Annotated in this window: 14 protein-coding genes; 7 read left to right on the plus strand and 7 right to left on the minus strand. The window is 69.5% G+C overall.

Annotated elements, in window-relative coordinates; translation table 11 throughout:
- Window positions 1–11: 11 nt before the first annotated feature.
- The 3 genes from AC5Y5B_RS05510 to AC5Y5B_RS05520 are packed head-to-tail and all read right to left on the minus strand — an operon-like array spanning window position 12 to window position 2,601.
- On the minus strand, window positions 12–1,028 hold the full coding sequence (locus AC5Y5B_RS05510; protein ID WP_112634194.1) for an NAD(P)/FAD-dependent oxidoreductase: 1,017 nt from the start codon (window positions 1,026–1,028) through the stop codon (window positions 12–14).
- The gene (locus AC5Y5B_RS05515) at window positions 1,025–1,525 is read right to left on the minus strand and encodes an isoprenylcysteine carboxyl methyltransferase family protein (RefSeq protein WP_112634193.1); all 501 of its coding nucleotides are present in this window, start codon (window positions 1,523–1,525) and stop codon (window positions 1,025–1,027) included. Before AC5Y5B_RS05515 ends, AC5Y5B_RS05510 begins: the two co-directional genes overlap by 4 nt.
- A gap of 20 nt (window positions 1,526–1,545) precedes the next feature.
- On the minus strand, window positions 1,546–2,601 hold the full coding sequence (locus AC5Y5B_RS05520; protein WP_112634192.1) for a type III polyketide synthase: 1,056 nt from the start codon (window positions 2,599–2,601) through the stop codon (window positions 1,546–1,548).
- A gap of 128 nt (window positions 2,602–2,729) precedes the next feature.
- Here AC5Y5B_RS05520 and AC5Y5B_RS05525 point away from each other — a divergent pair, with 128 nt between their 5' ends.
- Entirely contained in the window at window positions 2,730–3,878 is a 1,149-nt protein-coding gene (locus tag AC5Y5B_RS05525; RefSeq protein WP_500004249.1) for an NAD(P)H-binding protein, read from the plus strand.
- Window positions 3,875–4,597, plus strand: coding sequence for a CPBP family intramembrane glutamic endopeptidase (locus tag AC5Y5B_RS05530; protein ID WP_112634190.1), 723 nt, complete (start codon window positions 3,875–3,877; stop codon window positions 4,595–4,597). The genes AC5Y5B_RS05525 and AC5Y5B_RS05530 overlap by 4 nt, the downstream gene beginning before the upstream one ends.
- Before the next feature lie 6 nt (window positions 4,598–4,603).
- Here the strand turns inward: AC5Y5B_RS05530 and AC5Y5B_RS05535 are convergent, their stop codons facing one another.
- Window positions 4,604–5,944: a DUF2867 domain-containing protein gene (locus AC5Y5B_RS05535; RefSeq protein WP_500004253.1), complete on the minus strand. Its 1,341-nt coding sequence runs from the start codon at window positions 5,942–5,944 to the stop codon at window positions 4,604–4,606.
- Between the two features lie 90 nt (window positions 5,945–6,034).
- Window positions 6,035–6,847 (minus strand): enoyl-CoA hydratase, encoded by an 813-nt coding sequence (locus AC5Y5B_RS05540; protein WP_500004255.1) that lies wholly within the window; start codon window positions 6,845–6,847, stop codon window positions 6,035–6,037.
- Between the two features lie 120 nt (window positions 6,848–6,967).
- Between AC5Y5B_RS05540 and AC5Y5B_RS05545 the strand changes: the two genes are divergently transcribed.
- Both AC5Y5B_RS05545 and AC5Y5B_RS05550 read left to right on the plus strand, forming a co-directional pair.
- Window positions 6,968–8,050 (plus strand): CaiB/BaiF CoA transferase family protein, encoded by a 1,083-nt coding sequence (locus tag AC5Y5B_RS05545; protein WP_112634213.1) that lies wholly within the window; start codon window positions 6,968–6,970, stop codon window positions 8,048–8,050.
- A 50-nt stretch (window positions 8,051–8,100) separates the two neighbouring features.
- Window positions 8,101–8,853 (plus strand): 3-hydroxyacyl-CoA dehydrogenase, encoded by a 753-nt coding sequence (locus AC5Y5B_RS05550; RefSeq protein WP_112634187.1) that lies wholly within the window; start codon window positions 8,101–8,103, stop codon window positions 8,851–8,853.
- 140 nt (window positions 8,854–8,993) lie between these two features.
- On the opposite strand, the gene AC5Y5B_RS05555 is transcribed toward AC5Y5B_RS05550, so the two are convergent.
- Window positions 8,994–9,116, minus strand: coding sequence for a hypothetical protein (locus tag AC5Y5B_RS05555; protein ID WP_003878506.1), 123 nt, complete (start codon window positions 9,114–9,116; stop codon window positions 8,994–8,996).
- 311 nt (window positions 9,117–9,427) lie between these two features.
- Here AC5Y5B_RS05555 and AC5Y5B_RS05560 point away from each other — a divergent pair, with 311 nt between their 5' ends.
- Together AC5Y5B_RS05560 and AC5Y5B_RS05565 are read left to right on the plus strand one after the other, a co-directional pair.
- Window positions 9,428–11,764, plus strand: coding sequence for an MMPL family transporter (locus AC5Y5B_RS05560; RefSeq protein WP_205869158.1), 2,337 nt, complete (start codon window positions 9,428–9,430; stop codon window positions 11,762–11,764).
- A 65-nt stretch (window positions 11,765–11,829) separates the two neighbouring features.
- Window positions 11,830–12,459 carry a class I SAM-dependent methyltransferase gene (locus AC5Y5B_RS05565; protein WP_112634186.1) on the plus strand — a complete coding sequence of 210 codons (630 nt, stop codon included), beginning with the start codon at window positions 11,830–11,832 and terminating at the stop codon, window positions 12,457–12,459.
- Window positions 12,460–12,474: 15 nt separating this feature from the next.
- Here the strand turns inward: AC5Y5B_RS05565 and AC5Y5B_RS05570 are convergent, their stop codons facing one another.
- A complete protein-coding gene (locus AC5Y5B_RS05570) occupies window positions 12,475–13,188 on the minus strand; it encodes an SIR2 family NAD-dependent protein deacylase (protein WP_112634185.1) in 714 nt (237 codons plus the stop codon).
- A gap of 37 nt (window positions 13,189–13,225) precedes the next feature.
- Between AC5Y5B_RS05570 and AC5Y5B_RS05575 the strand changes: the two genes are divergently transcribed.
- Window positions 13,226–13,591, plus strand: coding sequence for an Rv1152 family transcriptional regulator (locus AC5Y5B_RS05575; protein WP_066868705.1), 366 nt, complete (start codon window positions 13,226–13,228; stop codon window positions 13,589–13,591).
- The last annotated feature ends 54 nt before the right edge of the window (window positions 13,592–13,645 follow it).

Raw genomic sequence — 13,645 nt, forward strand, 5'->3', positions numbered from 1 at the left:
GTGACGGTGCGCTAGCCCGCCAGGATGTTGACCCCGCGGCCGAACACCGCGGGTAGCAGCGCGCACGTCGGGACCACCGCGCGGCGCACCAGCTGCGGAGTGCTGGCCAGCACCAGCGCGCGGGTGAGCAGCCGGTAATCGCGGGTGATCCGGTGCCACGCCTTCTCGTAGGAGGCCGGCCTCTCGGTGACGATCGCGTCGACCGCCGCGGCGGACTGCTTGAGCGCCAGGCTGATGCCCTCGCCGGTGAGCGCGTCCTCGTAGCCGGCCGCGTCCCCGACCAGCAGCACGCGCCCCGCGACCCGACGCGAAACCACTTGCCGCAACGGGCCGCAGCCGCGCGGCTGCCCGGGGGCGGCGCCGTGCAGTTGGCGGGCCAGCCGCGGGAACCACGCCAGGTCCGGCCGGCCGCGCGACAGGATGGCCACACCGACCAGCTCGGGCTCGACCGGGGTCACGTACGCCTCGCCCCAGCGCGACCAGTGCACCTCGACGAAGTCCGACCACGCCGGCACCCGGTAGTGCCAGCGCACGCCGTAGCGCCGCGGCGTCCCCGCCGTCGCGGTGATTCCGACGGCGCGGCGCACCTGCGAATGCAGCCCGTCGGCGGCGATCAACCATTTCGCGCGCACGCCGGCGGCCGAGACGCCGTGGGCGTCTTGGGCCACCCTCGTCACCCGGGTGCGGATCCAGTCGGTGTCTTGCTCTTTGGCGCGCGCGGCCAGCGCCGCGTGCAACGTGGTGCGGCGCACGCCGCGCCCCGGCCCGCCGCGAAACCGCGCCTGCGCGCGCCGCCGGTCGCTCACGTACGCGATCCCGTGAAAGGGCATGCCGACGGGATCCACGCCCAGCGAAGTCAATTCGGCCAAGCCGCCCGGCATCAACCCCTCGCCACACGCCTTGTCGATGGGGCCGTCCCGCGGCTCGGCCACGATCACCGAAAGTCCTTGGCGGCGGGCGTGTAACGCGGTGGCCAGCCCGCCCGGGCCGCCGCCGACGATCAACAGGTCCGCGTCGTAATCGCTCACGTGTAACCCAACGCGGAGTTTTCCACCTGCAGGCGCACCCTCAGCAACGCGGCGTTGGCCAGCGTGAAAATGGTCGCGGTCAGCCACGCCGTATGCACCAGCGGCAACGCCACCCCTTCGGCCACCACTGCAACATAGTTCGGGTGGTGCAGCCAGCGGTAGGGGCCCTGACGCACCAGCGGCGCCTGCGGCAGGACGATCACCCGGGTGTTCCACCGCCGGCCCAGCGTCGTGATGCACCACCAGCGCAACGCCTGGCTGGCCACCACCACCGCGAGCATCGGCCAGCCCAGCCATGCGATGAACGGCCGGTGCAGCGCCCACGGCTCGATGAGGCAGCCGAGGAGCAGCGCGGTGTGGATGATCACCATCACCGGATAGTGGGATCGGCCAAACTCCTTGGCGCCCTTGGTAAATGACCATCGCGCATTGCGGGTGGACACCACCAGTTCGGCCACGCGCTCGAGCGCGACCGCCAGCACCAGCAGGTAATACATGGCTACAGTCTCTCCCAGCGCTACCAGGCCAGCAGCACCAGCTCGGAGCAGAACGCCGGGCCCATCGCGATCATCAGCCCGATCGAGCCGGGCGGGGGCGCATCGCCGATGGTGGTCGCGAGCACGTCGAGCACCGATACCGAGGACAGATTGCCGTTCTCGCGCAGCGAGTTTCGGGTGTGGTCGAGAGCGCCCGGGGGGAGGTCCAGGACGCTCTCGACGGTCTCTATCACCCGCGGTCCGCCGGGGTGGCACACCCAGGCCGTCACATCGCGCGGGGTCAGGCCGTGGTCGGCGAGGAAATCGCGGACATCGTCGCCCAGGTATTTCTCGGCGATGGTGGCGACGTCGGCGGACAGCACGATCCGGAAGCCGTCGCTGCCGATCTTCCAGCCCATGATGTCCTCGGTATCGGGATAGAGGTGGCTGCGGGTGGCCAGCACCCGGGGACCGGTGTGTTCCCGGCCGGCGCGGTTGGCCCCTTCGGTGATCACCGCTGCCGCCCCGTCCCCGAACAGGCTGGTGGCAACGAGATTGGCGACCGACCGGTCTTGCCGCTGCACGGTCAGGGAGCACAGCTCCACCGCGAGCAACGCGGCCGTGTGATCGGGGAACGCCCGCAGGTAGTCGTGCATGCGCGCGACGCCGGCCGCACCGGCCACACAGCCCAGGCCGAACAGCGGCACGCGTTTGACGTCGGGCCGCAGCCCCACCCGCGTCGCCAGCCGCGCCTCCAGCGTGGGAACCGCCAGCCCGGTGACCGTCGTGGAAAACACGATGTCGAGCTCCGACGGCTTGACCTTGGCCTCGTCCAGCGCGGCCTCCAGCGCCTGCTCGCCCAGGTCCAGCGCGACCTCGAGATAGGCGTCGTTGGCCTCGGTGAATCCGCTCAGCTCGCGGTAGCGCGGCAGCCGCAGCGCGGTATTGCGGAATTCGACCCCGCTGCTCGAGGCGAAACGCCGAAAGTCCGGACCGGCGATGTCGGTGAGCGCGCGGATGGCTTCGCTTTGGGTATAGCGATGGGGTGGAAACTTCACCGCAACGCCGGCAACGGACGGATTCTTCAGCGCGACCATGTACAGGTGACGGTGCCGCCGCGCCGCTGGTTCAGGTGAACACCGCGTGGGCGCCCCACTTCGCGCGATTGCCCGACTCCTGCGCACGCCGCGCGCACCGCGCGGCGTCGTCCGGTTAGGGTCGGGGTATGCGGGCTCTGGTCACCGGTGCCACCGGTTATGTCGGATCGCGCCTGGTCAGCGCGCTGCTGGCCGATCAGCACGAGGTGGCGGCCGCGACTCGAAACCCGGCGCGCCTCAACCGTTTCGGCTGGTTCGACGACGTCACACCGGTGAAGCTGGATGCCGCCGACCCCGCGTCGCTGGCCGCCGCGTTCGCCGGTTGCGGGCCCGTCGACGTGGCGTATTACCTGGTACACGCGATCGGTCAGCCGGATTTTCGCGATGCCGACAAGACTGCGGCGACAAACTTCGCGGCGGCGGCCCGCGACGCCGGGGTGGGCCGCATCGTCTACCTGGGCGGCTTCGTGCCCGCCGACGAAGACCTGTCCGAGCACTTGACCAGCCGCGCCGAGGTGGCCGAGGCGCTCACCCTCCCGGACGGCCCCGAGCTGGTGTGGCTGGGCGCGGCGATCATCATCGGCGCCGGCTCGACGTCATTCGAGATGATGCGCTACGTCGGCGACCGTTTCCCGCTGATTCCCATCCCGAGCTGGATGGACAACCCGATCGACCCCATCTCCATCCGCGACGTGCTGCACTATCTCGTCGCCGCGGCCGACCCGGACCTGGTGCCCGCCGGCGCATACGACATCGCCGGGCCCGAGACCACGTCCTACCGCGACCTGCTCAAGGCGTACGCGCGCGTCTCCGGGCGCTGGCACACCGGGCTGCCGGTCGGCAGGATCGGCACCACGCTGGCGTCGCTGATCACCGGCGTCGCGCTGCCCGTGCCGCCGGGGCTGGCGGGCGACCTGGTCGAATCGCTCGACCACCCGATGGTGGCCTCGGCCAGCAGCCTGCGCGATCGCGTTCCCGACCCGCCCGGCGGCCTACTCGGCATCGACGAGTCCATCGCCCTGGCCCTGGCCGGCCAGTCCAAGCACCGGCCGCGTCCGGTCAACGCCCTGGCCGACCCGCACCACCTCGCCAACACCGATCCCGCCTGGGCGGGTGGCGACGCGCTGCGCATCCGCCGGCTCGCCCGTCGAGTCACCCCACCCGTCGTGCGGCCGACCCTGGGACTGGTGAACCGGGTCCCCGGACCGGTGGCCGGAGCCGTCCGCACCGGCCTCGACATCCTGATCGCCCTGACCCCGAAGGTGCGTCCCGCATGAGTCAGTCGACGAGCCCATACCAGACCGGCGTCCTCACCGAGTTTCGCCGTGCGGTCACCAATGTTGCGGTCCCCCATAATGAGTCGCCGGCCATCGTGCGGCGCCGCCGCGTCATCGTGGCCATCACGGTGGTCCTCGGTGCCGCGGTGCTCGGGTTCTCGTTGCGGCGGCATCCGGGGGATGCGAGCTTCTACTGGCTGACCCTGTTGCTCGCGGGGGTGTGGACGGCCGGCGCGCTGATCTCCGGGCCGCTGCACCTGGGCGGCATCTGTTGGCGCGGCCGCAACCAGCGGCCGGTCATCACCGGCACCGGCATCGGCCTGTTGGTGGGCGGCGCGTTCATCGTGGGCGGATCGATCGCGCGGCAGATCACGCCCGTGGCGGAGTTGATCACCCGGGTCCTGCTCTACGCCCACCACGGGTGGTATCCGGTGATCGTGGCGATCACGCTGATCAACGGCGTCGCCGAGGAGCTCTTTTTCCGCGGCGCGCTCTACACCGCCCTGGGCCGCTACCACCCGCTCGTGATTTCGACGGTTCTCTATACCTGCGCGACGCTGGCCAGCGGCAACCCGATGCTCGGCTTCGCGGCGATCATCCTTGGAACGGTGTGCGCGTTCGAGCGCCGGGCCACCGGCGGTGTCCTGGCGCCGGTGCTCACCCACCTGGTGTGGGGGCTGATCATGGTGCTCGTGCTGCCCCCGATGTTCGGGGTCTAGCGCCGGCTATCGGGCCGACCCGACGACCTCACGCGCGAGCGCACGCATCGCGGCGGTGCGGACGGGCCGAACGAAGAACCAATACACCCGCCCAGGAATGCCCCTCGGCAGAAAGACCGACCGCTGGGTATACCGGCTCCCGCGATCGCCGTCCCGCGTGACCGCAATCTCGAGCCACTCCCGCCCCGGCGCCCGCTTGGTGGAACGCAGCCGCAGCAGGGCTCCCGGCACGCGCTCCTCGACCTTCCAGTCGGTTGTCCGTGAGTTCACCGCGTGCTCCGCGGCCGTCCATAAGGTGTCGGGTTCGAGGGCGGTTTCGGCCGTGCGCACATCGGTGTAGACGATTTCGCCCGCCCAGGTCGGGTCGGTGGGCAGCGCCCCGGCCGGCTCGGACCGCAGCGATGACCACGTGGGTTCGGGAACACCACGCGCGCCGCGTTCGAGCGCCAACTCGACGGCGCGGCGGTAGCCGGTCAGGCCGCCCGGCGGCGGTCCGATGATGTCGTCGATGTCCGAATTGCGCATCACGGCATCGCATTCCAGCGATTCGACCAGTGGTCTCGCCAGCCCCCCCGGGATTGGGGTCACGGTGCCCACCCAGAGGCTGGCGATCGCCGGGGTCAGAAACGGCAGCACGAACAGGTAGCGTTTGCCCAACCCGGCGACCTCTGCGTAGACCCGCATCATGTCGCCGTATTCCAACACGTCGGGCCCGCCGATATCCCAGGTGCGCGATTTCGGCACCGGCGCGGTGGCCGCCGCGGCCAGGTAGTGCAGGACGTCGCGCACCGCGATCGGCTGGATCTTGTTGTGCACCCATTTCGGCGTCGTCATCACCGGCAACCGGTCGGTGAGGTGCCGGATCATCTCGAACGACGCCGACCCCGAGCCGATGACCACCCCGGCCTGCAACACCACGGTCTCGATACCGGAATCGATCAGCGCGTCCCCGACCGCCTTGCGCGACGCCAGATGCGGTGAGAGATCGCTGTTTTCGGGATGCAACCCGCTCAGATACACCACCCGCCGCACCCCGGCGCGCCGCGCGGCCGTCACGACGTTGCCGGCGGCGCGGGTTTCCTCGGCGGCGAAATCCTTCGAGGCGCCCATCGAGTGGACGAGGTAGTACACCACGTCGATGCCGTCGAAAGCGGCGCTCAGCGAATCGACATCGCCGAGGTCCCCGCGCGCGACCTCGGCCCGCTGTCGCCACGGCACCTGCGCCAGCTTGTCGGGGTTGCGGGCCAACGCCCGGACGCGATGACCGTCGTCCAACAGCCGCGGCACCAGGCGCCCGCCGATATAGCCGGTCGCTCCGGTCACCAGGCACCGCACCTGTTCGGGCATCGATCCTCCGTCGTTCGTCAGGGTGTCTGACGGGGAGGGTTACCTCATCTAGAGCGGGCTAAGCGTTGCGGCCGATTAGCGCAACAACTTTCAGCGGTCGGTGAACTTGGCGGCGCGCCGCTGCTGGAAGGCCGTTGCGCCCTCGGCGAAGTCGGCCGATTTCAGCAGCACCGACTGTCCGTCGAACTCGCGCTGCAGGGCCGGATCCAACTGGGTCAGCGTGGCCGCGTTGATCGCCAGTTTGGTCTTGGCGAAGGCGACCGCCGGGCCGCTCAGCAACCGGGCGATCACCTTGTCCACCTCGGCGTCGAAATCCTCGGCCGGGTAGACCGCGGTGACCAGGCCCCACGACAACGCCTCGGCGGCCGTCAGCCGTTCCGGAAGCAGCGCCATCTGCATCGCCCGGATGCGGCCGATCGCGGCCGCCACCAACGCCGACGCTCCGCCGTCGGGCATCAACCCGATCTTGGTGAAGGCGAGCATGAAAAACGCGCTCTCCGAAGCCAATACGACGTCACAGGCCAGGGCGATCGAGACGCCCACGCCGGCCGCCGGTCCCTGCACCACGGCGACCACCGGGTGCGGCAACGCGGCGATCGCGCGCACCAGCCGGTTGATCTCGAGGATGATCTCGTCCGGCGGGACGCCGCCGCCGTCGGAGACGTCGTCGGCGCTGATGCCCGCGCCGGAGCTGAAGCCGCGCCCGGCGCCGCCGATCCGCACCACCTTGACCTCGGGATCGGTGGCCGCGTACTCCATCGCGTCGGCGATGCCGGTGATCACGGGAATGGTCAGCGAGTTCAGGCTGTCGGGCCGGTTGATGATCACCGAGAACACTCCGTCGGACAGCGTGACGTCAAGTCCTGCGACGGGAGCGAGCGTGGCGATCGCGGATGAAGGCATGGGCTCACCATAAGTGACCGGGGTGCGCGGCCTTCCGGCACGGCTGCGAAGATGTCGAACGACCGGTTGTTTGGTAGCGAACGGTCGACGGCGTCAATGCGGACGAAAGGTCGGTGGATCGTGGCTGGACCGTTGAAGGGACTGCGTGTTGTCGAGCTGGCCGGCATCGGCCCCGGCCCGCACGCCGCGATGATCCTCGGGGATCTGGGGGCCGACGTGGTGCGCATCGACCGCCCGTCCTCGGGTCCCGGTGGTGTCGCGAAGGACGCCATGATGCGCAACCGGCGGGTGGTGACCGCCGACCTGAAATCCGAGGAGGGCCGCGGCCTCGTCCTCAAGCTGATCGCCAAGGCCGACGTGCTGATCGAGGGCTACCGCCCCGGCGTCACCGAGCGGCTCGGCCTGGGTCCCGAGGACTGCGCGAAGGTCAACGACCGGCTGGTGTACGCGCGGATGACCGGCTGGGGCCAGACCGGCCCGCGCAGCCAGCAGGCGGGTCATGACATCAACTACATCTCGCTCAACGGCATCCTGCACTCCATCGGCCGGGCGAACGAACGGCCGGTCCCGCCGCTGAACCTGGTGGGTGACTTCGGCGGTGGTTCGATGTTCCTGCTGCTCGGCATCCTGTCCGCGCTGTGGGAGCGGCAGACCTCGGGCAAGGGGCAGGTCGTCGACGCCGCGATGGTCGACGGCTCCAGCGTGCTGATCCAGATGATGTGGCAGATGCGGGCCTCGGGCATGTGGACCGACGCCCGGGGCACCAACCTGCTCGACGGCGGCGCGCCCTACTACGACACCTATGAATGCGCCGACGGGCGCTACGTCGCGGTCGGCGCCATCGAGCCGCAGTTCTACGCCGCCATGCTGACCGGCCTCGGCCTGGACGGCGCCGACCTGCCCGGGCAGAACGACGTCGGCCGCTGGCCCGAGCTGCGCGCGGTGCTCACCGAGAAGTTCGCCAGCCAGGACCGCGACCACTGGGCCAAGGTGTTCGCCGACTCCGACGCGTGCGTGACGCCGGTGCTGGCGTTCGGCGAGGTGCAGACCGAGCCGCACATCACCGAGCGGAACACCTTCTACGAAGTCGACGGGGGACTGCAGCCGCTACCGGCGCCGCGGTTCTCCCGCACCGCGCCGGAGACGCCACGTCCGGCGGCGCCGGCGACCGACGCCGAGGCGGTACTCAACGACTGGGTATAGTCCCCAACCAACCAGTTGGCTGGAATCCAGGGAATCAGGAAAGGACTCGAATGGAGATCAAAGACGCCGTTGCCGTCGTCACCGGGGGCGCGTCGGGCCTGGGCCTGGCGACCACCAAGCGACTGCTCGACCGCGGCGCTCAGGTGGTGGTCATCGACCTGCGCGGTGAAGACGCGGTCCGCGAGCTGGGGGATCGCGCGCGATTCGTCGAGGCCGACGTCACCGACGAGGCCGCGGTCGGCAAGGCGCTGGACGCCGCCGAGTCGATGGGCACGCTGCGCATCAACGTCAACTGCGCCGGCATCGGCAACGCCATCAAGACCCTGTCCAAGGACGGGCCGTTCCCGCTGGACGGCTTCAAGAAGGTGATCGGGGTCAACCTGATCGGCACCTTCAACGTGCTGCGCCTGGCCGCCGAGCGCATCGCCAAGACCGAACCGATCGGCGAGGAACGGGGCGTCATCATCAACACCGCCTCGGTCGCCGCCTTCGAGGGCCAGATCGGCCAGGCCGCCTACTCGGCGTCCAAGGGCGGCGTGGTCGGGATGACCCTGCCGATCGCGCGCGACCTGTCGCGCGAGCTCATCCGCGTGGTGACCATCGCGCCGGGCCTGTTCAAGACCCCGCTGCTGGGATCGCTGCCCGAGGAGGCGCAGGCGTCGCTGGGCAAGCAGGTGCCGCACCCCGCGCGACTGGGTGATCCCGACGAATACGGCGCCCTGGCCGTCCACATCGTCGAGAACCCGATGCTCAACGGCGAGGTCATCCGCCTGGATGGCGCCATTCGCATGGCGCCGCGCTGAGCCGCGGTCCGTCCGGCAAAGCGAAAGCCCCCCGCATCTGCGGGGGGCTTTCATTACCAGGCTCAATGATTACTTGCGGAACCATCGACTGACGTTGGGTTCGGCCATCAACAGGCGTGCGAGCATGCTCATGGTCTGCCTCAGCTCGCGGCTTGCAGTTCGTCGAACTGCTCCGAGGTCTCGCCTTCGACCAGGACGTCGCCGTGGTAGAGGGCTTCGAAGTCAACTTTGATGACGTCGGCACTTGTGTCGTCGATCCACATGACACTGAGCGTATGGGCCACCATTAAGGAATCTTTGAGTCACGATTCGGAAAACCTTGGCAATTTACCCGCGGGTAGGTTGACCGGCGGCCGCGCCCCGATTTGGCCCGTGAGCTGCTTAGTTGCGACACATTTTTCTGGCCGGACTCTTATTGTCGGAGCGGTTTAAAACGCGGCGTTGAACGGTTGGGGCGGCCGATTCCGTCTTTAGAGAGAACACTGTTCGACGCGTGGAAACTAGCGTTTGTTACGTTGACGCGGACACGCCAGCGGCCAGCGCAACGGGGCACCGGCAGCGGAAGGGCTCAACAATGCTGCAAAAAATCGCCCGAGTCGCCATCAGGGCGCCCCGCCGCATCCTCGCGACCGGCGTCCTGGTGTTCATCGCCGCCGCGATCTTCGGCGTCCCGGTCGCCAAGAGCTTGTCGCCGGGTGGTTTCCAAGACCCGGACTCGGAGTCGGCCCACGCCATCGGCGTGTTGAGCGACAAGTTCGGCCAGAGCGGCCAGCAGGTGCTGATTCTGGTGACCGCCCCCGACGGCAGCGACAGCGCACAGACGCGCAAGGTGGGTACCGACCTCGTCGACCAGCTGCGGCGGTCCCCGCTGGTCTACAACGTCTCGTCGCCGTGGACCGTCCCGCCCCAGGCCGCGGCCGACCTGGTCAGCCGCGACGGCAAATCCGGACTCGTCGTGGTCAACCTCAAAGGCGGCGAGAACTACGCGCAGAGCAACGCCCAGACGTTGGCCGACCAGTACATCCACGACCGCGACGGCGTCACCGTCCGCGCCGGCGGCGCGGCGATGCAGTACGCGCAGATCAACACGCAGAACCAGGCCGACCTGCTGGTGATGGAGATGATCGCGCTCCCGCTGAGCTTCCTGGTGCTGATCTGGGTGTTCGGAGGGCTGCTGGCCGCGGCGTTGCCGATGGCGCTGGGCGCGCTGGCCGTGGTCGGTTCGATGTCGGTGCTGCGCCTCATCACCTTCACCACCGAAGTCTCGATCTTCGCCCTCAACCTGAGCACCGCCCTAGGCCTGGCCCTGGCCATCGACTACACCCTGCTGATCGTCAGCCGTTACCGCGACGAATTGGCCGAGGGCCACGACCGGGAAGAAGCGCTCATCCGGACCATGGCCACCTCCGGCCGCACAGTGCTGTTCTCCGCGGTCACCGTGGCGTTGTCGATGTCGGCGACGGTGGCGTTCCCGATGTACTTCCTCAAGTCGTTCGCCTACGCCGGCGTGGCCACCGTTGCCTTCGTCGCGGCCGCCTCGATCGTGATCACCCCGGCCGCGATCGTCCTGTTGGGGCCGAGGCTGGACGCGTTCGACGTGCGCCGGTTCATGCGGCGAATGCTGCGGCGTCCCGAACCGATGCACAAGCCCGTCGAGCAACTCTTCTGGTACCGGTCCACCAAGTTCGTGATGCGCCGCTGGGCCCCGATCGGGCTGACCGTCGTCGCCCTGCTGTTGCTGCTCGGGTATCCGTTCCTGCGTGTGACGTGGGGTTTCCCCGACGACCGGGTGCTGCCGCGGTCGGCGTCGGCGCATCAGGTCGGTGATCGGCTACGCAACGATTTCGCGCACGACTCGGCGACGTCGGTGCCCGTCGTCATCCCCGACGCCGCCGGCCTGAATCCCACGGACTTCGACTCCTACGCCGCCGCGCTGTCCCGGGTCGCCGACGTGTCGTCGGTGTCCGCCCCCGCCGGCACCTTCGCGGCCGGCAACCGGGTGGGACCGCCCGCCGGGCCCACCGGGCTGGCCGGCGGCAGCGCCTTTCTGACCGTCAGCAGCACCGCGCCGCTGTTTTCGACGGCGAACGACGCCCAGCTCAGGCGGCTGCACGCGGTGCCCGGCCCCGCGGGCCGGTCCGTAGAGATGGGCGGGGTGGCACAGGTCAACCGCGACAGCGTCGACGCCGTGACCGACCGGCTGCCGCTGGTCCTGGGGTTGATGGCGGCGATCACCTTCGTGTTGCTGTTCCTGCTCACCGGCAGCGTGCTGCTGCCGGCCAAGGCGCTGGCCTGCAACTTCCTGTCGCTGACGGCGGCCTTCGGCGCCCTGGTGTGGATCTTCCAGGACGGCCATCTCGGTGCGCTCGGAACCACGCCCAGCGGGACGCTGGTGGCCAACATGCCGGTGCTGCTGTTCTGCATCGCCTTCGGGCTGTCCATGGACTACGAGGTCTTTTTGCTCTCCCGGATCCGCGAGTACTGGCTGGCGTCCGGCGCCGCCCGGCCGGCGAAACCGACCGCGAAACAGGCCCACGCCGCCAATGACGAGAGCGTGGCGCTCGGCGTCGCCCGCACCGGCCGGGTGATCACCGCGGCCGCCCTGGTGATGTCGATGTCCTTCGCCGCGCTGATCGCGGCCCACGTCTCGTTCATGCGGATGTTCGGCCTCGGCCTGACGCTCGCCGTGTTCGCCGATGCCACCCTAGTGCGGATGGTGGTCGTGCCGGCCTTCATGCACGTGATGGGCCGGTGGAATTGGTGGGCGCCCAGGCCGCTGGCGTGGCTGCACGACCGGTTCGGGATCAGCGAGGGAGCGGCCGACGAAACCGTGGATCACCTCGCGCCGGTCGCTGACCCCGTCGAGCTCCCCGCGCCGGTGGTCGCCGAGCCGGTACCCAATATCGGTTAAGGCCGACCGGCGGGTCGTCGGCAACTTAGTGTGGGGCACAAGCGAGTCGGAAGGTGCGCAACGGTATGACAATGGTGGTCGACAACCCCTTCTTCGCGCGGGTCTGGCCGGTCGTCGCCACCCATGAAGCCGAGTCGATCCGGGCGATGCGCCGGGAGAACCTGGCCGGCCTGTCCGGCCGGGTGCTGGAAGTCGGCGCGGGAATCGGCACGAACTTTCCGCACTACCCGGACTCCGTCGACGAGGTGATCGCGATGGAACCCGAACCGCGGCTGGCGGCGCAGGCCCGCGCGGCGGCGCAGGCGGTGCCCGTGCGGGTGATCGTCACCGGCGAGACGGCCGAAACGTTCAGCGGCACCGAGCCGTTCGACGCGGTGGTGTGTTCGCTGGTGCTGTGCTCGGTACGCGACCCCGAAAGTGTTCTGCGGCGGCTGTTTTCGTTGCTGCGGCCGGGCGGGGAGCTGCGGTATCTCGAGCACGTCGCCAGTGCCGGCGCGCGGGGCCGCTTTCAGCGTCTGGTCGATGCGACGGTGTGGCCGCGGCTGTTCGGCAACTGCCACACGCACCGGGACACCGAGCGCTCGATCGTCGCGGCGGGCTTCGAAGTCGACACGTCGCGGCGGGAGTTCACGTTGCCGGCCTGGGCGCCGATGCCGGTCTCGGAGTTGCTGCTCGGCCGCGCGCGCCGGCCCTGAGACCGGACGGCCCGATCAGCTCAGCAGGGCCGGTAGCCGCTGCAACAACCCCGGCAGCGCCTGGCTGGCCGTCTCGCGCATGCTGATCGTCACGCTGCTCGACAGCGGGGTGACCTCGGGGTTGACCTCGATGACGGCGGTGCCGCGGGACAGCGCCAACTCGGCCAGCCCGGCCGCCGGATAGACGATCGCCGAGGTGCCGACCACCACCATGACGTCGGCGGCCTCGGTCGCCTCCACCGCGCGCCGCCACGGCTCGTCGGGCAGCTGTTCGCCGAACCACACGATGTCCGGTCTGATCAACCCGCCGCAGTGGCATACCGGCGGGTCCACCTCCAGCGCCGGCTCGGCCATCGCGGGCAGCGCCCCGGAATAGGCCACAGCGCAACGCGCGCAACGGAATTCGAACAGGCTGCCGTGTAGGTGGTGCACCGACCGGCTGCCCGCGCGCTCGTGCAGGTCGTCCACGTTCTGGGTGATGACGCTGACCTGGGCCTCGTCTTGCCAGGCGGCGATCGCGCGATGACCCGCGTTCGGTTGGACATCGGCGACCAGATAGTGGCGCCACAGATACCAGCCCCAGACGCGCTGCGGGTTGTCGCGCCACCCCTGCGTGCTGGACAGCTCGTACGGGTCGAAACGGGCCCACAATCCGTTCTTGTCATCGCGGAAGGTCGGCACGCCGCTCTCCGCGGAAATACCCGCGCCGCTGAGCACCGCTACTCGCATCCCACCAAGATAGCCGGGGGTGGGTGATACTGGACGGGTGGAGCTCGGTGACTGGTTGAAGGTCGACATGAAGGCGGGAAAGCCGTTGTTCGACCAGCTCAGGACGCAGGTCATCGAGGGGGTTCGCGAGGGCGCCTTGCCGCCGGGCACCCGCCTGCCCACCGTGCGCGACCTGGCCGGCCAGCTCGGCGTCGCCGTCAACACGGTGGCGCGCGCCTACCGCGAGCTGGAAACCTCCGCCATCATCGAAACCCGGGGCCGCTTCGGCACTTTCATCGCGCGCTATGACCCGACCGACGCCGCGATGGCCGCCGCGGCCCGCGAGTACGTCCGCGTTGCGCGCGGACTCGGGTTGGACAAGGCCGACGCGGTGCGCTACATCGAAGCGGTGCCCGACGAGTGAAGCCGGCGCGGTCGGCATCGAAAACCCTTGGCGCTCGGGCTGTTTACTCGTCGG

This window comes from Mycobacterium sp. NGS33 (genome assembly GCF_059812885.1).

Bases quoted from the DNA above. Each gene is read 5' to 3' on its own strand.
- AC5Y5B_RS05515 (WP_112634193.1), bottom strand. From the start codon at position 1,525: ATGTATTACCTGCTGGTGCTGGCGGTCGCGCTCGAGCGCGTGGCCGAA.
- AC5Y5B_RS05520 (WP_112634192.1), bottom strand. From the start codon at position 2,601: ATGGTCGCGCTGAAGAATCCGTCCGTTGCCGGCGTTGCGGTGAAGTTT.
- AC5Y5B_RS05525 (WP_500004249.1), top strand. From the start codon at position 2,730: ATGCGGGCTCTGGTCACCGGTGCCACCGGTTATGTCGGATCGCGCCTG.
- AC5Y5B_RS05530 (WP_112634190.1), top strand. From the start codon at position 3,875: ATGAGTCAGTCGACGAGCCCATACCAGACCGGCGTCCTCACCGAGTTT.
- AC5Y5B_RS05535 (WP_500004253.1), bottom strand. From the start codon at position 5,944: ATGCCCGAACAGGTGCGGTGCCTGGTGACCGGAGCGACCGGCTATATC.
- AC5Y5B_RS05540 (WP_500004255.1), bottom strand. From the start codon at position 6,847: ATGCCTTCATCCGCGATCGCCACGCTCGCTCCCGTCGCAGGACTTGAC.
- AC5Y5B_RS05550 (WP_112634187.1), top strand. From the start codon at position 8,101: ATGGAGATCAAAGACGCCGTTGCCGTCGTCACCGGGGGCGCGTCGGGC.
- AC5Y5B_RS05555 (WP_003878506.1), bottom strand. From the start codon at position 9,116: ATGTGGATCGACGACACAAGTGCCGACGTCATCAAAGTTGACTTCGAA.
- AC5Y5B_RS05560 (WP_205869158.1), top strand. From the start codon at position 9,428: ATGCTGCAAAAAATCGCCCGAGTCGCCATCAGGGCGCCCCGCCGCATC.
- AC5Y5B_RS05565 (WP_112634186.1), top strand. From the start codon at position 11,830: ATGACAATGGTGGTCGACAACCCCTTCTTCGCGCGGGTCTGGCCGGTC.
- AC5Y5B_RS05570 (WP_112634185.1), bottom strand. From the start codon at position 13,188: ATGCGAGTAGCGGTGCTCAGCGGCGCGGGTATTTCCGCGGAGAGCGGC.